This is a genomic window from Nocardia sp. NPDC003726 (assembly GCF_053586955.1).
In genome coordinates, this window is the sequence record NZ_JBSFNF010000013.1 from 73,923 (window position 1) to 91,898 (window position 17,976).

Annotated in this window: 10 protein-coding genes; all 10 read left to right on the plus strand. The window is 70.6% G+C overall.

Annotated elements, in window-relative coordinates:
• The first annotated feature begins 12 nt into the window (after window positions 1–12).
• On the plus strand, window positions 13–6,135 hold the full coding sequence (locus tag ACWDMM_RS18925) for an amino acid adenylation domain-containing protein (protein ID WP_449938710.1): 6,123 nt from the start codon (window positions 13–15) through the stop codon (window positions 6,133–6,135).
• Window positions 6,136–6,142: 7 nt separating this feature from the next.
• Window positions 6,143–6,895 carry a thioesterase II family protein gene (locus ACWDMM_RS18930; RefSeq protein WP_357106701.1) on the plus strand — a complete coding sequence of 251 codons (753 nt, stop codon included), beginning with the start codon at window positions 6,143–6,145 and terminating at the stop codon, window positions 6,893–6,895.
• Window positions 6,895–8,214, plus strand: a complete 1,320-nt coding sequence (locus ACWDMM_RS18935) for a beta-ketoacyl [acyl carrier protein] synthase domain-containing protein (RefSeq protein WP_449938628.1) — start codon at window positions 6,895–6,897, stop codon at window positions 8,212–8,214. Before ACWDMM_RS18930 ends, ACWDMM_RS18935 begins: the two co-directional genes overlap by 1 nt.
• Complete coding sequence (nbtC, locus tag ACWDMM_RS18940) at window positions 8,207–11,293, plus strand: nocobactin polyketide synthase NbtC (protein WP_449938630.1); 3,087 nt, start codon at window positions 8,207–8,209, stop codon at window positions 11,291–11,293. Before ACWDMM_RS18935 ends, nbtC begins: the two co-directional genes overlap by 8 nt.
• A gap of 124 nt (window positions 11,294–11,417) precedes the next feature.
• Complete coding sequence (locus tag ACWDMM_RS18945; RefSeq protein ID WP_449938633.1) at window positions 11,418–12,389, plus strand: ATP-binding cassette domain-containing protein; 972 nt, start codon at window positions 11,418–11,420, stop codon at window positions 12,387–12,389.
• A complete protein-coding gene (locus ACWDMM_RS18950) occupies window positions 12,386–13,165 on the plus strand; it encodes an ABC transporter permease (protein ID WP_357106691.1) in 780 nt (259 codons plus the stop codon). The genes ACWDMM_RS18945 and ACWDMM_RS18950 overlap by 4 nt, the downstream gene beginning before the upstream one ends.
• Entirely contained in the window at window positions 13,162–13,929 is a 768-nt protein-coding gene (locus ACWDMM_RS18955) for an ABC transporter permease (RefSeq protein WP_195080366.1), read from the plus strand. The genes ACWDMM_RS18950 and ACWDMM_RS18955 overlap by 4 nt, the downstream gene beginning before the upstream one ends.
• A 42-nt stretch (window positions 13,930–13,971) precedes the next feature.
• A complete protein-coding gene (locus ACWDMM_RS18960; RefSeq protein ID WP_357106687.1) occupies window positions 13,972–15,081 on the plus strand; it encodes an MAB_1171c family putative transporter in 1,110 nt (369 codons plus the stop codon).
• A 16-nt stretch (window positions 15,082–15,097) separates the two neighbouring features.
• Window positions 15,098–16,147: a DUF6545 domain-containing protein gene (locus ACWDMM_RS18965; protein ID WP_449938635.1), complete on the plus strand. Its 1,050-nt coding sequence runs from the start codon at window positions 15,098–15,100 to the stop codon at window positions 16,145–16,147.
• Window positions 16,148–16,245: 98 nt separating this feature from the next.
• Window positions 16,246–17,976: an MFS transporter gene (locus tag ACWDMM_RS18970; protein ID WP_357207749.1), complete on the plus strand. Its 1,731-nt coding sequence runs from the start codon at window positions 16,246–16,248 to the stop codon at window positions 17,974–17,976.

Below are 17,976 nucleotides of genomic sequence, written 5' to 3' on the forward strand. Positions count from 1 at the left end.
GGTGTGACGCAGATGCGATCGCTGGAAGAGCTACAGGAAGCGATGCGGGCCCGGCTCGCGGAAGAAGGGCTGGCCGCGGCGCCCACGGTGCCGGTGCGCCGGGACCCGGCCCGCGCGCCGTTGTCGTTCGGGCAGCGTTATGTATGGGCGCATCTGCAGATCGCACCGGACAGCACTGCCTACAACCTCTGTCTCGCGCTCACTTTCGAAGGCGAGGTGGTCGACGACGCGCTGCGTCGCGCCTTCCTCGCGCTGGCGCGGCGTCACGAGGTGCTGCGCACCACCTACCACAACGACGAGCAGGGCGAGCCCTACCAGCTCATCCACGCCGACCTGCCGCCGCGGGTGCGCGAGGTCGATCTCACCGCACTGCCCGCGCCGCAGGCGCGCGCCGAACTGGACGCGCTGGTCGCCGCGGCCGCGCACGAGAGCTTCGATCTGTCCCGCGAGTCGTCCATGCGGCTGACGTTCGCGCGCACCGACGCGCGCACTCTGACGGTGGTGCTGGTGATCCAGCACATCGCCTGGGACGGCATGACGCTGCCCGCGTTGTCGCGCGACGTGGAGCGGTTCTACCGGGAAGCGCTGGCCGGTGCGATCCGGGTGGAGCCGCCGCGCCTGCAGGTCGCCGATTTCGCCGAGTGGGAGCAGGATCGTTTCGCCGAGCAGGACCACGCCGCCGACGAGGCGTTCTGGGCCGGGCGCTTCGACGGCGACGTGCCCGAACTCCAGCTGCCGTACAACCGGCGGCCGGTCACTGTCACCGAGCGCGGCGCACGGCTGGACCGGCTGCTCACGACCACCGCGGACGCGAATCTCCGTGCGCTGAGCGCCCGTTGTGGCGCGACGCCGTTCGCGGTGTTCCTGGCGGCGTACTACGTCGCGCTGCGCCAGATGACCGGGCAGACCGAGATCGTCGTCGGCACCACGGTCGCCAACCGGGAAGACTCCGGTATGGAGCTGCTGATCGGCAACTTCAGCAACATGCTGCCGCTGCGGTTCACCGGAGTACGCGGCGGCGACCGCCCGGCCACGTTCGGCGACCTGATCGAGCATGTGCGCGAGGTGACCACCGAAGCGTTCCGGCACAAGCACTTCCCGCAGGAAGCGCTGGTCCGCGCGGTGAACAAGGCGACGGGCAATGTCGGATCGCGGCTGTTCGACACCATGGTGCTGTTCCTGCACCAGAAGATCGACGGCCCGCAGTTGCCCGGCGCGGTCACCAGCTGGCAGCTGGCCGACCACGGCGCGTCGCTGCTGCCCGTCGCGGTCGAGGCGTTCATGCACGCCGACCGGGTGGACGTGCAGATCACCTATCGCACCGATCTCTTCGACGCCGCCACCATCGAGCGGCTGCACGACTACATCGACCGGACGCTGGCCGCCGCCGCGATCGATGTGCCGGTGGACCGGCTGCTGGTGCTGACCCCGTCGGACGAACTCGCCGTGCGGACCTGGTCGCGCGGCGATGTCGTGCCGATCGAGCGGGACACCGTGGACGCGATGATCCGGCATTCGGCCGCGACCCATCCGGACCGCGTCGCCGTGGTGTTCGGCGACATCGAACTGAGCTACGCCGAATTCGACGCGCGGGTCAACCGATTCGCCAGACTGTTGCTCGCGCACGGCGTCCGCAACGGCGACCGCGTCGGCGTCTACGCCGAACGCAGCGAGCGACTACCGGTGGCGTTCGCCGCCGTGCTGCGGGCCGGGGCGGTCTATGTTCCCGTCGACCCCAGCTATCCGGCCGATCGCGTCGAGTACATGCTCGGTGACGCCGAGCCGGCCCTGCTGGTGCTGGCCGCGGCGGAAACCGTGGCCGTCGAAGGCATCGCGGTGATCGACCTGGACGCGCCGGAAACCGTCGCCGAGCTCGCAGGCCACGACGATTCGCCGATCCGTGAAGTGGAGCTGTCCCGCCCGATCCACCCCCTGGACGCCGCCTACCTGCTCTACACCTCGGGCACCACCGGCAGGCCGAAAGGCGTGGTGATCAACCATCGCGCGGTCGCCAACCACGTGCAGTGGATGCGCGACTATCTCGGCTTCGGAGCCGAGCGCATCCTGCAGAAGGCCCCGATCGGCTTCGATGTGTCGGTGTTCGAGCTGGTGAACGCGCTGTGCACCGGCTCGGCCACGGTGCTGCCGCCGCCGGACTGGTGGCAGGCCGACGTGGAGGCGCTGGCCGCGATCATCCACCGGCACCGGATCACCCAGGTGTCGCTGGTGCCGAGCGTGGTGCGCGCCTTCCTCGACGCCGGACCGGATCCGGACCGGCTGCGCTCGATGCGTTTCGTCTACCTCGGTGGCGAGGCGGTGCCGCCGCCGCTGGTGGAGGAGACCAGCCGGGTCTTCGGCGGCACGGTGCTGAGCCTGTACGGACCGACCGAGGCCGCGATGGACCTCACCCACGAGAACTTCGCCGGTGCGCTGGCGCGGCCGCAGGAGTTCCGGTCGGCGTTGATCGGCTTGCCGGAGTGGAATTCGAACGTCTACGTGCTCGACGAGCACCTGCGTCAGGTGCCGCCCGGCGTCACCGGCGAGCTCTACCTCGGCGGGATCCAGCTGGCGCAGGGCTATCACCGCAGGCCCGGCCTGAGCGCGGCCGCTTTCGTCGCCTGCCCGTTCGCCGACGAGCCCGGCGCGCGGATGTACCGCACCGGCGACATCGTGCGCTGGCATCCCAGCGGCAGCCTGGAATACCTCGGCCGGGCCGACGATCAGGTCAAGATCCGCGGGCACCGCATCGAACTCGGCGAGGTCGGCACGGTGTTGCGTCAGGTGCCGGGCATCGCCTCGGCCGCCGCCGTCGCGATCGAACGCGAAACGGACACGGTGCTGGTGGCCTACTACGTGGCCGAGCCGGGATCGGCGCTCGCCGCGGGTACCGACGCCGCGAACACCGAGGCCGTCAAAGCGCAGCTCGCCGAGCGGTTGCCGGACTACATGATCCCTTCCGCCCTGGTGAAACTGGCGGCGCTGCCGCTGACCGCGAACGGAAAGCTCGACCGGAAGGCGCTGCCGGTGCCCGACCTGGGCGGCAGCACCGGGCAGGGCCGGGCGCTGCGCGCGGGCGCCGAACTGGCGGTGGCCGAGGCGATGCGGCAGGTGCTGGGCATCGCCGAGCACACCCACCTCGCGGCCGACGACGATTTCCTCGCGCTCGGCGGCGACTCCATCACCGCGATCCGGATGGCGTCGGCGCTGAAGAAGCGGGGATGGCTGATCACGACCAGCGCGCTGTTCGAGGCGCGCACCATCGCGGCGATCGCCGCCGCCACCGAGCCGCTGGACGCGCTCGCCGCGCCCGCGCTGACCGAGGTGGGCGACGGCACGGGCTGGATTCCGCTCAATCCGATCGCCACGCTGCTCGTCGAGCGGCGCGCCGACCACTCCGCCTACAGCCAGGCGATCGCGGTGGTCACTCCGGCGGACAGCTCGCCGCGGCGGCTGCAGACCGTGATCAACGGCATCATCGACCGTCATCCGCTGCTGCGGGCGCGCATCGCGACCGGCCCGGAAGGCGCGCCCGCGTACTACGTCCCGACTCCGGGCGAACCGATCGTCTACCCGGTCGTGGCGGAAGTCGAGATCGCCGATGCCGCTTGGGAACAGGACGCCGAGCCCGCGCTGCGCGAACAGCTGCGCAAGCTGAGCGCCGAACTGGACCCTGCCGCCGGTCGCATGGTGGGCGCCGCGTGGGTGCGCAGCGCGGATCGTCGCGCCGGGCGGCTGCTGCTCGTCGCGCACCACCTCGTGGTGGACGGCGTCTCGTGGCGAATCATCACCGACGACCTGCGTCACCTGTGGGCCGGTGACGGGGCGTCCGATGAAGGCACTTCGGTGCAGACGTGGAACACCAACCTGGTGCGGCTGGCGCAGTCGGATGCGATCGTGGCCGGACTCCCGGCTTGGCAGGCCGTCGCCGAGCGTCCCGATCCGCCGCTCGGCGCCCGCGCGTTCGACGGCGCGCTGGACACCGTCGCCACGGTGCGCGAGGTCACCGCGGAGCTGACCGCCGCCGACACCCAGTACTTGATGACGACCGCCGCACAGGCTTTCGGCTGCGACTTCCTGGACATCCAGGTGGCGGCGCTCGCCGTCGCGACCCACCGGTTCCGGCGGGCCAGGGACACCGACGCCGACACGGTCTCGCTCACCATGGAGCGGCACGGCCGCGTCGAAACGCTGTTCCCCGGTGTGGATCTGGCCAACACCGTCGGCTGGTTCACCACGGCGTATCCGGTCGCGCTCGACATCGCGGCGGGCGCGGCGGAGCCCGACATGGTGGCCGCGGTGAAGGCGGTCAAGGAGCAGTTGCTCGCCGTGCCGGATTCCGGCATCGGATGGGGCCTGCTGCGCTACCTCAGCCCGGTGGGCAGGCAGGCGCTGGAGCGGTATCCCGCGCCGCAGCTGAGCTTCAACTACATGGGGCGGTTCGCGGTCCCCGCGCGGACCGACGCGCTCGACGACTGGGCCGCCGCACCGGAATTCGGGTATCTGGGCGGCCACGCCGACGACTCGATGCAGGCTCCCGCCTTGCTGGACGTCAACACCGTCGCCGTGCTCGACGGCGACACCCCGACGCTGCACGCCTCGTTCCGGTTCCCGTCCGGCCCGCTGGCCGAGGAGGCGGTGCGCGAGTTCGCCGGGCTGTGGACGGCGGCGCTGCGCGAGCTGGTCGCGGCCGTGCGGGACAACCCCGATGTCGGGCTCACGCCGAGCGATGTGCTGGCCCGCGACGTCACGCAGCTGGATTTGGACCGCTGGCGCGCGCTCTACGGCCGCTACGTCGATGTGTACCCGCTCGCCCCGCTGCAGGCCGGGCTGTACTTCACCGCGCTGAGCACGGCGGGCCGCGACGCCTACACGGTGCAGACCACCATCACCGTGCGCGGTGAACTGGACGTGCCGCGGCTGGCCGGCGCGCTGGACACGGTGCTGAACCGGTACCCCAATCTGCGTATGGCCGTATCGGTCTCGCATGCCGGTCAGCCGTACGCCGTCATCGCCGAACGGATGGACTTCCCGGTCGCCGAAGTGGACTACAGCGGGTACGCAGATGCGGCCGAACGCCTCACCGCTTTCCTCGACACCGACCAGGCGGGCGCGTTCGATCTGTCCCTCGGGCCGCTGATGCGCGCGACCGTCGTCCACCTGCCGGACGCCGAGCACATGCTCGTGCTCACCTCGCACCACATCCTCACCGACGGTTGGTCCGGCCAGTTGCTGCCGCGGGAGATCTTCGCCGCCTACGCGGGCCGCGCCGCGCAGGAGCCGCAGGGCAATCCGGCCACCTTCGCGGAGTTCCTGCGGCTGACCGAGGAACGCGAGCAGCGGACGGAGGCGGTGTGGGACGCCTATCTGGCCGCCGCGCAACCGTGCCTGGTCGCGCCGAACCGGGTGCCGGGCGGCTCGATGCCGGTGCTGCATCGCTTCCCGGTGCCGGACGAGGTGGCCGGCGGCCTCGCCGAACTGGCCGCGGCGACCGGCACCACCGTGAGCGTGGTGTGCCAGCTGGCCTGGGCGAACGTGCTCGCCCTCGTGACCGGCGGCGACGCGGCGGTCTTCGGCGAGGTGGTCTCCGGCAGGCCCGCCGATCTCGACGAGGTGGACAGCGCCATCGGGTGCTTCGTCAACACCGTCCCGGTCGCGGTGGGACTGCCCGCCGACCGCAGCTGGCGGGCGCAACTGACCGAGATGCAGTCGCGCCGCTGGGAACTGATGGAGTACCAGCAGTACCGGCTCACCTCGGCGAATCGCGCGGCGGGCGCGCGCAGGCTGTTCGACAGCATGTTCGTGTTCCAGTCCTACCCCTCCGGGCGGGCGGACCTGGTGCGGCTGCTCGGCAGCGCCGGGCTCGAGCTGACCGGCTTCGAGGGCCGCGGCGCCACCGACAACGCGCTGCTGCTCATGATCTTCCCCGCCGACCTGCTGTTCCCGGGCGAACCGCTGCAGGTCGCGCTGTTCTACGCCGAGGACTCCTTCGACGACAACGACGCCCGAATCATCGAGACCGCGTTCAGCAACACCCTGCGCGCGATCGCGACCGACCCCGACCGCCGCATCGGCGACACCGAGGTCGTCGACGACGCCGACCTCGGGATGTTGGTGATGCGCCGGATGTGGCAGTGAGGAAATGATGGCCAGTTCACCCGGATGGATCCGGAAATTCCACAAACCCCGCGCCGCGGGCAACCCGCCGCTGGTGATCTGCCCGCACGCGGGTGGCGGCGCATCGACCTATCGGCCGTTCTCCAAGGCGCTCAGCGAGCATTTCGACGTCGTGGTCTTCCAGTACCCGGGACGGCAGGACCGGGCGGGCGAGCCGGTCAAGGAGACGATTCAGGAGATCGCCGCGGAGGCCTTCGACGAATACCTCCGCTCGCCGCTGCCGCGGGATGTCCCGGTCACGGTCTTCGGTCACAGCATGGGCACCATGGTGGCCTTCGAATTCACCCGGCTCGCCGAATCGGCGGGCGTTCCGGTACGGCTGCTCGGCGTCTCCGGCGCGGTGGCCCCGTGGCAGGTCGCCGACATGCCGCCGCATCCCACCGAGGACGAGGCGCTGCTCGACCACGTCGGCGCGCTCGGCGGCACCGGCGCGGACGCGTTGGCCAACCGGGATCTGATGCGCATGGCGCTGCCCGCGCTGAAGGCCGACTACGCCGCGTTCGACGCCTACACCTGCCCCGAGGACGTGACGGTGCGCGCCCGCATCCACGCCATGGGCGGCAGCGCGGACGAGTTCGTCGGAATCGGCGATCTGTTCGCCTGGGACGCGCACACCGAACAGGACCTGACCGTGACGATGTTCGACGGCGGGCACTTCTATCTGCACGATCACGTACCGGCGATCACGGACGTGCTCTCCGGCGAGCGAGCGGCGGCATGATGACGGCGAACAACCACGAAGATCCGATCGTCATCGTCGGGATGGCCGTGGAAGCGCCTGGCGGCGTCGACACGCTGGGCGACTACTGGACGGCGCTGGCCGAGTCGCGCGACCTGATCGGGCCGTTCCCGCGTGACCGTGGCTGGCCCGTGGAACGACTGATGGGCATGGCCGACACCGACGGATGGGGCCGGATCGCGGACGCGGGCGGATTCCTCACCGGCGCGGCGCACTTCGATCCGGCGTTCTTCGGGCTCAGCCCGCGTGAGGCGGTGGCGATGGACCCGCAGCACCGGGTCGCTCTGCGGGTGGCCTGGCGGGCGCTGGAGAACACCGGCGTCAACCCCGACGCGCTCGCCGGTGCGGAAGCCGGTTGCTTCATGGGCGTTTCGTACACCGAGTACGGTCCACGAGGCGACGAACCGAACGAATACACCGGTTATCGGGCCACCGGGGCCGCGCTCGGTGCGACGGCGGGCCGGATCTCGCATGTGCTCGGTTTGGTCGGCCCTTCGATCAGCGTGGACACCGCGTGCGCCTCGTCGCTGTCGGCGCTGCACTTGGCGGCCAACGCGATCCGCGCCGACGAGTGCGAATGGGCGCTGGCGGGCGGCGTCTGCGTGATGGGCTCGGCGGCGGGCTTCTTCGAGTTCGCCAGGGCGAACGCGCTCGCGCCGGACGGTCAGTGCAGGCCCTACTCCGCGCACGCGCAAGGAACGCTGTGGGGCGAGGGCGCGGGTGTGGTCGTGCTGGAACGCGAGTCGCGAGCGCGCGAACTCGGGCACCGGATCTACGGCCGGGTGCTGGCCACCCGGGTGAACCACAACGGCAAGGGCGCGCCGATCGCGGTGCCCAGCAGTGCCGCGCAGGAGCGGCTGATCCGCAAGACGGTCGCGGCGGCGGGCATCCCGGCCGAGTACGTCGGGATGATCGAGGGCCACGGCACCGGCACCGCGGTGGGCGATCCCATCGAGCTGGTCGCCTTGCAGAACGTGTACGGCGCGGGTGCGGACGCGGGGCCGCTGCTCGGTTCGGTGAAGTCGAATCTCGGTCACGCACAAGCCGCCTCGGGCATGCTCGGCTTGATCAAGGTGCTGCTCAGCGGCCTGCACGGCAGGATAGCGCCGACCAGGTTCGCCGAGGAACCGACCACGGAGGTGGATTGGGACGCCGCCTCCCTACGCCTGGCCGACCGGCTGTCGGACTGGGCTCCGCGCGACGGCGTCCGCTACGGGGCGGTCTCCTCGTTCGGTGTCGCGGGCACCAACGCGCACGCCGTCATCGCCATGCCCGCGCTGGAGGAGGAGATCCATGTCTAGTCACCGGCTTCCGGACGGCAGCATTCCCGTCCTGCTGTCCTCCGACGGCGTCGAGTCGCTGCGCGCCGAGGCCGCCGCGATCCTCGCCTACTTGCAACGGTGGCCCGGCGTCACGCCGGATCAGGTGTCGGACATGCTGCTGCGGACCAGATCGGCGCGACGGCATCGGGCGCTGGCCATGGTGCGCGACCGCGCGGAACTGACCGACGCGCTGCGCGCGGTGGCGGCGGGGCAGCCGCACCCCGCCGTGCTCGGCAACAGCGCCGCGGCGAGCGCGCGCAGGATCGGATTCGTGTTCCCCGGTCAAGGTAGCCAGCGGGCGGGCATGGGCAAGCTCTACTACGAGAAGTCGCCGGAATTCCGCGCGGCGGTCGAGGAATGCGATCTGGTGTTCCAAGAGCTGTTCCAGCTGTCCCCCCTGGAGTACCTGCTCGACGACTCCCTCTCCGACGACGTGCTGCGCACCGTGCAGCCCGCGCTGCTGATGCAGATGCTCGGGCTCGCCGCGATGTGGCAGGCGGCCGGCGTTCGCCCCGCCGTGACCATCGGCCACAGCCAGGGCGAGCTGGCGGCGGCCGTGGTCGCCGGGGTGATGCCGCTGGCCGACGCGGTGCGCGTGGTCACGTTGCGCGGCGGGCTCGTCGATACCCTGGGCGAGCAGGAACGCACCAAGGGCCGGGTGTTCTCGATGGCCGTGCTCGGCATCGATCGGGAGGAATGCGAGGCGCTGCTGGCCCGCAATTCCGGATTCGCCGAACTGTCGGTGATCAATTCGGCGCACGTGCTGGTGATCGGCGGGGATCGCTCGACGGTCGGCGAGATGGTCGCCGAACTGACCGCCCAGGGCAAGTTCGCCAAGGAGATCCGCGTCGCCTATCCGGCGCACACCTCGGTGGTCAGCGAGTTCCGCGACGAGTTCTGCGACAGCACGCTGGTGGACAAGCTGGATCGCGCGCAGTTCGCCGCGACCGACATCGAATGCATCGGCGGCACGCTGGGCGCCGCGATCACCCCGGACCTGCCGGTCGGTGACTACTGGTACTGGAACCTGCGCAACCGCGTGCGATTCGATCTGGCCATCGCCGCCGGTGTGGACAGCGGCGTCGATACGTTCATCGAGATCTCCGAGCATCCGGCGCTGGTACTGGCCCTGATGGAGAACCTGGGCACCGCGACCGTCCAGCGTGATTTCCAGGTGATCGGCACCTCGCGCCGCACCGCCGAGGGCTTGGAGGACTTCACCCGCAACCTCGCGACCGTCGCGGTCAACGACGCCGGATACGACTGGTCGGCCTTGCGCGTGAAATCCCATGCGCGCGAAGGACTTCCGCTGCTCGACTTCCCGAACACCCGGATGAACGAGAAACACCTCTGGGCGCCGTACGAGCGGACCGAGAGCGTCGCGCGACCGACGACCACGCCGGAAGCGCCGACCGCGCCCCCGGCCCGGGTGCGGGAGACGTGGGTGCGGCTGCCCGCGCGCACCCTGGTGCCGCCACGCACGGTGGCCATCGTCGACGGCACCGGACGCTGCGCGGAGCTGGCCGGTGCCCTGCGGACCGCCGCGGCCCGGCACGGCGTGCCGGTCGTCGATCACGACGGCGGCAGCGTGGCTTTCGACACCGTCCTCGTGCTCGCGCCCGCGCCGAGCGACGGCGAGATCGAGTCCGCCGTCACGGCGCTGGCCGAGTTCGTCGGCGGAAGCGCTTGGCTGCCCGACCTGACCGGGGTGGGCGATGCCTGGCTGGTGACCGTCGGCGGGGAACAGGTGCTCGCCGCCGACACCCCCGACCTGTTCGGCGCCGCCGCCCAGGCGGGATTCCGTTGCCTGGCCGCCGAGCATCTCGGCGTGCGCTTGCGCCACCTCGATCTGCCCGCGGACCAACCGGCCGCGGCCATGGCCCGGCAGGCGATCGGCGCGATCCACACCGCGGCCGAGCCGGAACTCGCGCTGCGCGAGGACGGCGTCTACGCCAAACGCCTGATCGCCGACGACTCAGCACCCGAGCCGCTGCACGACGACCGGCTCGCCGAGGTGCTGATCACCGGCGGCACCGGCAAACTCGGACTGGACTTCTGCGAGCAGTTCGTGCGCGCGGGCGCGAAACGAATCACCCTGCTCGGCCGGTCGGGCGGATCGCCGGAGGTGCGCGCCCGGATCGCGCGCATCGGCGAACTGGGGCCCGCCGAGATCGTCGTGCGGGCCTGCGATGTGCGCGACGAGGCGGCCGTGGCCGCGCTGGCCGCGGACTATCGCGACACGCCCATCGACCTGATCGTGCACGCCGCGGTCGATTACGTCGCCGCGGCCGAGCCCGGCCCGGAGGCCGTGCGCGCGGCCGCCGCGCCGAAGATCGTGGCCCTCGACCATCTGGTGCGGCATCTGCCGCGCGGCGAGGCGGGCCGGATCGTGCTGTGCTCGTCGCTGTCGGCGACCATCGGCGGGCGAGGTCACCTGCTGTATTCGGCGGTCAACCGCATGCTCGATGCCGCCGCGGCGCGGTATCGCGGTCGCGGCGTCGCGTGCTCGTCGGTGCAGTGGGGCTTGTGGCGCGAGGTCGGAGCGGATCAGGCCGAGGCGCTGGCGAAGATCAGCGGCACCGGCCTGGCGCCGATGAACCCGGCGGCCGCGACCGCCGCGGGCATCACCACGGCGGCGGAGAACGTCATCGTCGCGGCGGCGGATTGGGAGCGGATCGCGGACATCTTCACGATCTTCGGCTTCGGTCCGCTGTTCGCGGGCCTCGAGGTCGAGCCGCTGCCGGAGCTGGCGCGGGTTCCCGAGACGCGGACCGTCGCACCGCAGGTCGAGGCGGCGCCAGAGCCAGAGCCGGAGGACGTGCCCGAACCCGGCGGCGCCGACACCGCGGAACGGGTCCGGTTCGCCCTGCGCGCGGTGATGGGCATGGACACCTCGGAGTCGATCGACGGATCGATGCCGCTGGTGGCGCTCGGCCTCGACTCGCTGCAGGCGCTGGATCTGCGCAAGCGCATCGAAGCGGAACTGCGGCGCGAACTCCCGGTCACGGCGATCCTCGGCGGGGCGTCGCTGGACGAAGTGGTCACCATGCTCGGCTAGTGGCGACCCTGCGGGGCCGGTGTGGGGCGACCGCACCGGCCATGGACCAAGGGCTCGCGCCGCCAGTCGATTTAGGTTAGCTTTACCAAAGTAACTGCGGGGCAATCGGAAAACGGAGGCTGGTGTGGAGGCGAGCAGGGGCGCGACAACGCGCACCGATCCGGCGATCGTCGTGGAAGCCGTGGAGAAATCGTTCGGCGAGGTGAAGGCGCTGCGCGGGATCAGCTTCAGCGCGCCCGCGGGCAGCGTGCTCGGGGTGCTCGGCCCCAACGGCGCGGGCAAGACCACCACCGTGTCGGTAGTGTCGACGCTGGTGAAGCCGGACGCGGGCCGGGCGACAGTCGCCGGCTTCGACGTGGTTCGCGAGGCCGAGCAGGTGCGCGCCTCGATCATGCTCACCGGCCAGTACGCCGCGCTCGACGAAATGCTCACCGGCCGCGAGAATCTGGTGCTGTTCGGCAGGCTGATGGGGTTGCGCCGCAAACAGGCGCGGACGCGGGCCGAGGAACTGCTCGCCCAGTTCGAGTTGGAGCACGCCGCCGACCGCCGCGTCGGACAGTACTCGGGCGGTATGCGCCGGCGCATCGACATCGCCTGCGGCCTGGTGCGCCCACCGCAGGTGGTGTTCCTCGACGAGCCGACCACCGGTCTGGACCCGGTGAGCAGACAGAGTCTGTGGGCGCTGGTGCGCTCGCTCAAGGACCAGGGCGTCACGATCCTGCTGACCACGCAATACCTCGAAGAAGCCGACGTGCTCAGCGACAACATCATCGTCGTCGACAAGGGCACGGTGATCGCCGAGGGCACCGCCGACGAACTCAAGGCGCGCACCGGAACCAGCTTCTGCGAGGTGGTTCCCGCCGACGCGGGCCGGGTGCCCGCCGTGGTGGCGGCGCTCACCGGACTCGGTGAACTCACCGTCGCCGAATCGGCCGATCGGGTCTCGCTGCCCGCGCCGGACGGCGCCGTCACGCTCGGCGAGGCGCTGCGCAGGCTCAACGAAGCCGAGATCGAGCTGATCGACATCGCACTGCGCAGGCCGTCGCTGGACGAGGTCTTCATCGAACTGACCAAGCCCACCGAGGTCGTGGCGTGACGACGTCGAACCCCGCGGCGGTACTGCGTGTTCCGCCACTGTCGCAGTGGAGCGCGCTGAGCGAGCGCGGTATTCGCGCCGCGGTGCGGGAGGGCGACCTGATCCTGGCCTTCACCGCGCCGGTGACGTTCTTCGTCTGCGTGTACGTTCCGCTGCGCCGCTCCATGGAAGCGTCCGGACTGGACTACGCGCAATTCCTGCTGCCGCTCATCGCGTTGCAGGCGATGTTCTTCACCGCCATGTTCGCCGGTGACCGCGCCGCCAGGGAAGTGGCCGGCGGCATGGGCGCCAGGTTGCGCTCGCTGCCCGTGCGAGCCTGGGTGCCGCCGGCGGCCCGGATCTCGGCGAACGTCGTGCGCGCGAGCGCGGCCCTGGCGGGCGCGCTGGTCATCGGCGCGCTGTTCGGTTTCCGTTTCCACGGGGTGCCCGGCGCCATCGCCTTCCTGGGCTTGACCCTGGCCTTCGGCGCGGCGCTGGTGCTCGGCGCGGACGCGCTCGGCACCAAGACCGCCAATCCGGAACTCGGCGCGACCGTGCTGTTCGCACCGCAACTGCTGCTGCTGATGATGTCCACGGGTTTCGTTCCCGCCGAGAGTTTTCCCGGCTGGATCCAGCCGTTCGTGCGCAACCAGCCGGTGTCCCAGGTGGCGGGCGCGCTGCGGGAGATGTCGGAAGGACGCTTCGGGGCCGCCTCGGCCATCGCCGCGGTCTGGGTCGCCGGTCTGCTCGTCGCGGCGATCGTGGTGTCGATCCGGGTGGAGAGGAAGCGGCGATGATCGCACTGCTCGACCAGAGCCTGGTGGAGACCGGGCGGCTGCTGCGGCGCTGGAGCAGGCAGCAGGAGGTGGTGACCACCACGCTCGTGCTGCCGATCCTGCTGCTGCTCATGTACAAGCTGGTGCTCGGCAAGGCGCTCACCCCGGCCGGTGGCGGCGCCGAGCCGATCTACGGTTTCGTGCCGATGATCGCGGTGGCCGGGGCGATGTACGGCGCGATGGGCACGGGCCTTTCGCTCTACGGGGAGCGGGAAAGCGGTCTGCTGCGCCGGTTCTGGGTGCTGCCGGTGCACCGCTCGGCCGGACTGATCGGCCGGCTGCTCGCCGAATGCCTGCGCGCGCTCGCTGCCACCGCGATCGTGCTGATCGTCGGCGTGCTGCTCGGGCTGCGGTTCCACAACGGTCTCGCCGGGGTGCTCGGCGCGCTGCTGGTGCCCGCGCTCGTCATCGCGGGTTTCACCCCGATGGTGATCGTGGTCGGCGTGAGCCGCATCGGCGACAAGGTGGTCCAGATCTTCGCCGCCGTCGTGCTCTTGGCGATGTTCTTCAACTCCGGCTTCGTCCCGGTGGAGAACTATCCCGAGTGGTTGCGGCCGATCGTGCGCGGCCAGCCGATGAGCTGCGCGATCGAGGCGATGCGCGGGTTCATCCTCGGCGGGCCGCTGCTCACCCCGCTGGTGCAGGTCATCGCGTGGTCGGTGGGGTTGACGGCGGTCTTCGGACTGCTCGCCGTCCGCGGCTACCGCGATGCCGCCCGGCACTGATCGGCTTGGCCGCGGCGCCGCGGCGAATTACTGTCTGTCGCGATGAATTCCGTACCCGCGCCGCTGCTGCTGTCGATCGGTGTGTTCGCCGCGGTGGTCACGGTCGGTCGCTGGGTGTTGGTGCGCCACACCATGATCGACCGGTTGATCAACCGCATCTGGACGTGGGAACTGTCCGGGTTCCTGGCCGGCGGCATCGGCGCCGGGTTGGGCGCGCCTGTGCTGGGGGAGCGGTTGTTCATGGGTTGCGGTCTGCTGGCGGGCGCGAGCGCCATCGGCTTCGCGATGGTGCTTGCCGGCCGCGAGCCCGAGCGGGCCCGAGGCGACCAGCGGCGATACGACACGGTCGCGGCGATCGCCGCGGTATCGCTGCTGGCGGAACTGCCGGTGCACGATCATCTCGACTGGCTGCACTGGCCCAGCGTCGTATGGACCGCCGGTTCGGGCGCGACGGCGATGGGCGGAATCTTGATCGCCCGCACCTGCGTTGTCGAGATGTTGCGCGCGGATCTGTCGGTGTGGGAACGGATGCTGTACGGCACGCTGTTCGCACTCGCCGTGTACTGGTTCGCGGGCTCGGTCGTCGGCATGGTCCGGACCGCCACGGGCACGCCACCGACCGAACCCGGTGCGCGGTGGGTACTGGTGGTGCTCGCCAGCTTCGTGGTCACCACCGGACTGGTGACCGTGCGGCTGGTCGACGTGATCATGGCGCGCTGCGCGTGGGACCGGGCGAGCAGGCGGTGCCGCCGGTTGCGGCCGTTGTGGCGGGATTTGACCGCAGCGGTGCCGGAAGTCGTGCTGCAACACGGCCCTTCGGACCGTGACTCGGCTTCACGGCTGTATCGCATGTCGGTCGAACTCTGGGACGCGGTGCTGCATCTGAAGGCGTACGTGCCGCCGGACGTCGCGGGCGAGCGCGACCTCGCCGTGCTGATGGCGCACGCCCACCAGGTCAAGATGGCGGGTGGCGGGCCGTCGGGCGCGGCAGACGTGCGCCTGCCGGGACCGGTCGATCGCGGCTCGGAATTGAGCGTGCTGCTCGACCTGGCTCGCAAATGGCCCTCGGTCCGTGCCGCGAGCGGTGCGCCGGCCCTGGACGGCGTGGACCGGCTCCCCGTGCGCCGTGCCCGGCTGCGCGAATCCTGGTAGTGGACGGGGTTCGCCGATGAATTCCACGCCGCCGACCGTGTCGGTCGTGGTCTCCGTCTTCGCGGTACTGGTCACCGCGGGACGGTGGTGGCTGGTGAACGACGCTCCGGCCGATCGGTTGATCAATCGCGCGCTGAGCTGGAATCTGGCCTCGCTGGCCGGATACTCGATCGCCGCGGCCACGGGTAACGAGCAACTGGGGCAGCAGGTGCTGCTGGGCATCGGAGCCGCTTCCTTGTCCCACGCCTACGGTCTGGCGAAACTGCTGGACGGCGCGAGTCCGGCCGGCGCGGGCGCGCGGCAACGGCGGTACAACGCTGCCGCGGGGGTGTACGCGCTGATCACCGCCGGCTGCACCGTGGCCGACGCGCTCGGCGCCGGCCTCGGCTCGGTGCTGGACTGGGAGGGGCTGTTGTGGTCGGCGGCCGGTGTGTTCATCGGCTTCGTCGGCCTGCTGCTCGCGCGCGCCTGCATCCGGGAACTGCGACTGGTCGCGTCGTCCCTCCGGGAGCGCCTGACCTACTCGGCGTTGCTGCTGCTCGGCCTCTACTGCGCGGTGTCGACGGTCGGCGGTATCACCCAGGTCGCCGCAGGCGCTGTGCCGGGCGACCCTGGACCGGCATGGGCTGCGGCGTCGATCGTGGCGTTCGGTGTGCTCGCCGCCCTGGTATCGATCCCGCTGCTGGAGGCGTTGGCGCTGCGGGCGGGCCTGGATCGCGACGCCCGCGCTTGCAGGCGGCTGCGACCACTGTGGCGAGATCTCACCACGGCGGTTCCGGAAGTGGTGCTGCCCCCGCACGATTCCGGGTCCGCGTCGCGGTTGTACCGGATGAGCGTCGAGATCGAGGACGCGCTGGTGGTGCTGCGGAATTACACACCGGCCCCGGGCCGCTACCCAGCCGACGACCGCCACGCGGTCCGTGCCGCCTATGCGGCGTGGCTCGAGCGCTGCGGCCCGATCGGCCCGTCCACTCGCGGCGACGACCACGCCGGTCGGTTGCGTTTCCTGCTCGACCTCGCGCGTCGATGGCCACGCCGCCCGGCGTTTGATGGTTACATCGGCTAACTATATAGTTTGCGGTGGTAACTATGTGGTGAGGGGCTGCCGTGACGAATCCATCCGCCGAAGTCGACCCGGGCGACGTCCGAACCATCCGGCGCAGAATGCGCTACGACCGGGACCATCCGGGGTACAAGTGGATCGTTCTGACCAACACCACGCTCGGTGTGCTGCTCACGGCGGTCAATTCCTCGATCGTGCTCATCTCGCTGCCCGCGATCTTCCGCGGCGTCGGGCTCAATCCGCTCGAAGCGGGCAACGTCGGATACCTGCTGTGGATGTTGATGGGCTACCTGCTGGCCACCGCCGTGCTCGTGGTGATGTTCGGCCGGCTCGGTGACATCTTCGGCCGGGTGCGGGTCTACAACCTCGGGTTCACGGTGTTCGCGCTGTCGGCGGTCGCCCTGTCCTTCGATCCGTGGCACGGGGGCGCGGGCGCGATGTGGATCATCGTCTGGCGAGTGATCCAAGGGATCGGCGGCGCGATGCTGACGGCCAACTCCTCGGCGATTCTCACCGACGCGTTCCCGGCGCGCCAGCGCGGCACCGCGCTCGGCATCAACATGGTCGCCGCGGTGGCCGGTTCGTTCTTCGGCCTGCTCATCGGAGGCGTGCTGTCGGAATGGGACTGGCGAGCGGTGTTCTGGGTGAGCGTTCCGATCGGCATCCTCGGCGCGGTCTGGTCCTATCGCTCGCTGCACGAGGTCGGCGTCCGCTCCGCGGGCAAGGTGGACTGGGCGGGCACCGTCACCTTCGGTCTCGGGCTCACCGCGCTGCTCACCGGCATCACCTACGGCATCCAGCCCTACGGCGGGCACGCCACCGGCTGGACCAGCCCGTGGGTGCTGTCCGCCGTGCTCGGCGGGATCGCGCTGCTCGCGGTGTTCTGCCTGGTGGAGACGCGGGTTCCCGATCCCATGTTCCATCTCGGGCTGTTCCGCGATCGCGCCTTCGGACTCGGCAACTTCGCCAATCTGATGGTCTCCATCGGACGCGGCGGCATGCAGTTCATGCTGATCATCTGGTTGCAGGGCATCTGGCTTCCCCTGCACGGCTACGACTTCGAATCCACCCCGCTGTGGGCCGGTATCTACCTGCTGCCCTTGACCATCGGCTTCCTCGCCGCCGGACCGGTTTCCGGCTGGCTGTCCGACCGCTACGGCCCGCGGCCCTTCACCACCAGCGGCGCGTTGCTGGCCGGCGCGACCTTCCTGCTGCTGCTGGTCATCCCCGTCGACTTCGACTACTGGCTGTTCGCGCTGATCACCCTGCTCAACGGCATCGGCAGCGGCTTGTTCTTCTCCCCGAACACCGCCGCCATCATGTCCAGCGTCCCCGCCGCCCAGCGCGGCGCCGCCTCCGGCATGCGCGGCACCCTCTTCAACGGCGGCAACGCCCTGTCGATGGGCATCTTCTTCTCCCTCATGGTCGTCGGCTTGGCGGCGAGCCTGCCATCGGCGCTGGACTCCGGTCTGCGCGCGCAGGGCGTTTCCGCCGCAGCCGCGGCGGAACTGGCCGGAATGCCGCCGGTGGCCAGCATGTTCGCGGCGTTCCTCGGGTACAACCCGATCCAGGAGCTGCTCGGGCCGTCGGGTGAACTGAGCAAGCCGGGAGTCGACGCGCAGACCCTCACCGGACAAGAGTTCTTCCCGCACCTGCTCACCGGGCCGTTCCATGCCGGATTGGTCGTGGTGTTCGTGTCGGCGGCCGTGATGATGTTCCTGGCCGCGGCCGCGTCGTGGTTCCTCGGCGACAAGTACGTCTACGACGAGGCGGCCGAGCTGGCCGAGGCGGACAAGCGGGCGCAGCGGCCGGTCACGGTGCCGGTCCGCTGA

Bases quoted from the DNA above. Each gene is read 5' to 3' on its own strand.
- ACWDMM_RS18935 (WP_449938628.1), top strand. From the start codon at position 6,895: ATGACGGCGAACAACCACGAAGATCCGATCGTCATCGTCGGGATGGCC.
- ACWDMM_RS18960 (WP_357106687.1), top strand. From the start codon at position 13,972: ATGAATTCCGTACCCGCGCCGCTGCTGCTGTCGATCGGTGTGTTCGCC.
- nbtC (WP_449938630.1), top strand. From the start codon at position 8,207: ATGTCTAGTCACCGGCTTCCGGACGGCAGCATTCCCGTCCTGCTGTCC.
- ACWDMM_RS18965 (WP_449938635.1), top strand. From the start codon at position 15,098: ATGAATTCCACGCCGCCGACCGTGTCGGTCGTGGTCTCCGTCTTCGCG.
- ACWDMM_RS18930 (WP_357106701.1), top strand. From the start codon at position 6,143: ATGGCCAGTTCACCCGGATGGATCCGGAAATTCCACAAACCCCGCGCC.
- ACWDMM_RS18970 (WP_357207749.1), top strand. From the start codon at position 16,246: ATGCGCTACGACCGGGACCATCCGGGGTACAAGTGGATCGTTCTGACC.
- ACWDMM_RS18925 (WP_449938710.1), top strand. From the start codon at position 13: ATGCGATCGCTGGAAGAGCTACAGGAAGCGATGCGGGCCCGGCTCGCG.
- ACWDMM_RS18955 (WP_195080366.1), top strand. From the start codon at position 13,162: ATGATCGCACTGCTCGACCAGAGCCTGGTGGAGACCGGGCGGCTGCTG.